We start from the raw sequence: 3,494 nt of genomic DNA, 5'->3' as shown, positions 1-3,494 counted from the left end.
GCTTTGGCTCCGTGTGCACCAGCACGGTTCATGGTAGCAATTCCTCCGCTACCTCCACCGATAGCAATGATATCGTATTCTCTCATTGAAAACTCCTTTATACTCTTTGAAATAGTAGAGTGTCATTTTTTGATAGTCATATTCTATCTTTTTTTTTATCTGATTGCAAAAATCTGCTACGTTCAAAAAAATTAAAGAAAAGGCTTGCAAAAAGGAAAAATAAAGTGTATTATATAACTAGCACAATGGTAATAAAAATAGATTCCGAACAATAATCAAATCCTGAAATGTCATTATTTCGTTCTGAACGGTTATTGTTTATATTTGCTAATTTTTATATAATATTGTTAAGGACTTTAAATCAAAAAGGAGTTTCATTATGAAGAAGAATCGTAAAGCTAAAAAGTGGCAATTGTATGCAGCAATCGGTGCTGCAAGTGTAGTTGTATTAGGTGCTGGGGGGATTTTGCTCTTTAGACAACCATCTCAGACCGCTGTAAAAGATGAGCCTACTCATCTTGTTGTTGCCAAGGAAGGAAGCGTGGCGTCCTCTGTTTTATTGTCAGGGACAGTAACAGCAAAAAATGAACAATATGTTTATTTTGATGCTAGTAAGGGAGATTTAGATGAAATCCTTGTTTCTGTGGGTGATAAGGTCAGCGAAGGACAGGCTTTAGTCAAGTACAGTAGTTCAGAAGCCCAGGCGGCCTATGATTCAGCTAGCCGAGCAGTTGCGAAGGCAGATCGTCATATCAATGAACTCAATCAAGCACGAAATGAAGCCGCTTCAGCTCCGGCTCCACAGTTACCAGCACCAGCAGGAGGCGAAGGAGCTGCAGGGCAAACTCCAGCTCCAGTCTCAGGAAATGCAGTTTCATCTATTGATGCACAACTAGGTGATGCCCGTGATGCTCGTGCAGATGCAGAAGCGCAATTAAGTAAGGCTCAAAGTCAGTTGGATGCCATGACGGTTCTCAGTACCCTGGAGGGAACTGTGGTTGAAGTCAACCACAATGTTTCTAAATCTCCAACAGGAGCTAGTCAAGTAGTCGTTCATGTCGTAAGTAATGAAAACTTGCAAGTTAAGGGTGAACTATCTGAATATAACCTTGCCAACCTCTCTGTAGGACAAGAAGTAACCTTTACTTCTAAAGTTTACCAAGATAAGAGCTGGACAGGTAAGATTAGCTATATCTCTGACTATCCTAAAACTAGTGGTGAAGCAGCAAGTGCAGCTACTGCCGCAACAGGTGGTAATTCTGGTTCTAAATATCCATATACCATCGATGTTACAAGTGAAATCGGTGATTTGAAACAAGGATTCTCAGTAAGTGTTGAGGTTAAGAATAAGAGTAAAGCCATTTTGGTTCCTCTAACAAGTGTTGTGACTGAAAATGATAAGAACTATGTCTGGGTGCTTGACGAGCAGAAAAAGGCCAAGAAAGTGGAAGTTGGTTTGGGCAATGCTGATGCAGACAACCAAGAAATCACTTCAGGTCTGACAAATGGAGTCAAGGTCATCAGTAACCCAACGTCTTCTCTAGAGGAAGGAAAAGAGGTGAAGGCTGATGAAGCAACTAATTAGTCTAAAAAATATCTGCAGAAGCTACCGTAACGGTGACCAAGAACTGCAGGTTCTCAAAAATATCAACCTAGAAGTGAATGAGGGTGAATTTGTTGCCATCATGGGACCATCTGGTTCTGGTAAGTCCACTCTCATGAATACGATTGGGATGTTAGATACACCAACCAGTGGCGAATATTATCTTGAAGGCCAAGAAGTAGCTGGACTAGGTGAAAAACAACTAGCCAAGGTCCGCAACCAACAAATCGGATTTGTCTTTCAGCAGTTCTTTCTTCTATCTAAACTCAATGCTCTGCAAAATGTAGAATTGCCCTTAATTTATGCAGGAGTTTCATCTTCAAAACGTCGCAAGTTAGCTGAGGAATATTTAGATAAGGTTGAATTGACAGAACGCAGTCACCATTTGCCTTCAGAATTATCTGGTGGTCAAAAGCAACGTGTAGCTATTGCGCGTGCCTTGGTAAATAATCCTTCTATCATCCTAGCTGACGAACCGACAGGAGCCTTGGATACCAAAACAGGGAACCAAATTATGCAACTTTTGGTTGACTTGAACAAAGAAGGAAAAACCATTATCATGGTAACGCATGAGCCTGAAATCGCTGCTTATGCCAAACGCCAGATTGTCATTCGAGATGGAGTTATTTCGTCCGACAGTGCGCAGTTAGAGAAGGAGGAAAACTAAGATGCAGAATCTGAAATTTGCCTTTTCATCTATCATGGCTCACAAGATGCGCTCTTTTCTCACTATGATTGGGATTATCATTGGTGTTTCATCTGTTGTTGTGATTATGGCTCTGGGAGATTCCATGTCTCGTCAGATCAATAAAAATATGACCAAGTCACAGAAGAATATCCATGTCTTTTTCTCGCCTATCAAAAGCAAAGATGGTTCTTTTACCCAAAAGCAATCAGCTTTGACAGTCTCTGGTAAAGAAGAGGAAGTCCATGTTGAACCGCCAAAACCGCAAGAAGCTTGGGTTAAGGAGGCGGCCAAACTTAAGGGTGTAGATAGTTACTATGTAACCAACTCGACAAATACGACCCTGTCTTATAAAGATAAAAAGGTTGAGCGCGCTAGCTTGACAGGTGGAAATATTACTTACATGAAGGCGGTTGAAAATGAAATTGTTGCAGGTCGTAGTCTTATAGCTCAGGATTATAAAGATGTGGCCAGTGTCATTTTGCTAGACCAGGAACTTGCTAACAGTCTGTTTGGATCTGCTCAAGAAGCTGTTAACAAGATTATAGATGTTGGTGGCTTTAGCTATCGTGTTATTGGTGTTTATACTAGCGATGAGGCCAAGGCTGTCAAGACATTTGGTATTGGTGGACTTCCCATTACGACTAATATTTCTCTTGCCAATAACTTCAATATGGATGAAATTTCTGATATTGTTTTCCGAGTTAATGATACCAGTTTGACACCAACTGTAGGACCAGAATTAGCTAGAAAAATGACCGAGATTGCTGGTCTTCAGCAAGGGGAGTATCAGGTGGCAGATGCGACTGCAGCCTTCCAAGAAGTACAACAACTTTTTGGATTTATAACTACGATTATTAGTGCCATCGCAGGAATTTCTCTCTTTGTTGGAGGGACTGGTGTTATGAACATTATGCTTGTTTCGGTGACGGAGCGTACGCGTGAGATTGGTCTCCGTAAGGCTTTGGGTGCAACACGTGCTAATATTTTAATTCAGTTTTTGATTGAATCCATGATTTTGACCTTGCTAGGCGGAGTCATTGGTTTGACAATTGCGACAGGATTAACCGCTATAGCTGGTATACTTTTACAAGGTTTGATTGCGGGTATAGAAGTAGGAGTATCAATTCCAGTTGCCCTATTTAGTCTTGCAGTTTCGGCTAGTGGTGGTTAGATTTTTGGGGGCTTGCCCACCCAATAAGACTT

The 3,494-nt window shown here is 41.1% G+C and carries 2 protein-coding genes and 2 pseudogenes; 3 read left to right on the top strand and 1 reads right to left on the bottom strand.

Features of this window, described 5'->3' with window-relative positions; genetic code table 11:
* Positions 1-86 (bottom strand): annotated as a pseudogene (locus tag QZ565_RS08735) (pyridine nucleotide-disulfide oxidoreductase); the annotation flags it as partial.
* A 290-nt stretch (positions 87-376) separates the two neighbouring features.
* Between QZ565_RS08735 and QZ565_RS08730 the strand changes: the two are divergent.
* From QZ565_RS08730 to QZ565_RS08720, 3 genes and pseudogenes are all read left to right on the top strand, one after another.
* Positions 377-1,585, top strand: coding sequence for an efflux RND transporter periplasmic adaptor subunit (locus QZ565_RS08730; RefSeq protein ID WP_033684942.1), 1,209 nt, complete (start codon positions 377-379; stop codon positions 1,583-1,585).
* Complete coding sequence (locus QZ565_RS08725) at positions 1,569-2,270, top strand: ABC transporter ATP-binding protein (RefSeq protein ID WP_000811474.1); 702 nt, start codon at positions 1,569-1,571, stop codon at positions 2,268-2,270. Before QZ565_RS08730 ends, QZ565_RS08725 begins: the two co-directional genes overlap by 17 nt.
* Before the next feature lies 1 nt (position 2,271).
* Positions 2,272-3,459: pseudogene (locus tag QZ565_RS08720) on the top strand (ABC transporter permease); the annotation flags it as partial.
* Positions 3,460-3,494: the final 35 nt, after the last annotated feature.

The organism is uncultured Streptococcus sp., from assembly GCF_915066115.1.
Taxonomy (GTDB): Bacteria; Bacillota; Bacilli; order Lactobacillales; family Streptococcaceae; genus Streptococcus.
This window is presented reverse-complemented; position numbering and strand designations above follow the sequence as displayed.